The 463-nt window shown below is 52.3% G+C and carries 1 protein-coding gene and 1 pseudogene; both read right to left on the bottom strand.

Annotated elements, in window-relative coordinates; genetic code table 11:
* Nucleotides 1-109, bottom strand: a pseudogene (locus KDM89_RS22630) (phosphoheptose isomerase); the annotation flags it as partial.
* A gap of 91 nt (nucleotides 110-200) precedes the next feature.
* Nucleotides 201-463, bottom strand: a 263-nt coding sequence (locus tag KDM89_RS19690; RefSeq protein ID WP_212689584.1) for a YraN family protein, incomplete at its 5' end; no start/stop codon positions are given.

The following is a 463-nucleotide window of genomic DNA, read 5'->3' as shown; positions in this document are numbered from 1 at the left end:
GGAACATGAGTTCCACAGCCTGCGCGATAGGCTGCGCCAGCTCTTCGGCTGCACGCATTTTTAATTCGGCACTTTCTTTGAAGTGCGCCACAATTCTTTGATTCGTCATAATGAGTCGGATTCAGGCATGACACCAGTTGCTACGGGCTTGGACAACATGCAGTCCAAACCGGTTCCCTCTGGCGACCATCCCGGGATTATTAAAGGACGACGTTCTGTAACCACGTGATTTTACCCGCTTCTATGGCAATTACGTCAAAACGGCAGGCAGGTTGTGAACGAAGCCCCATCAGGTACACCTGAGCAGCATGTTGCCACTTTCTTTGCTTGGCCGGGGTAATGCTGGCCAAGGCCCCGCCAAAACTGGCTGAGGCACGGCTGCGCACCTCCACAAAGACCAGTGTCTCACGGTCTTGCATAATCAGGTCGATTTCTCCGCCCTGACATAGAAAATTCTTTTGCA

The sequence above is a fragment of the Cognatundibacterium luofuense genome, from assembly GCF_018139685.1.
GTDB classification, from domain to species: Bacteria; Pseudomonadota; Gammaproteobacteria; order Burkholderiales; family Burkholderiaceae_D; genus Undibacterium; species Undibacterium luofuense.
This window is presented reverse-complemented; position numbering and strand designations above follow the sequence as displayed.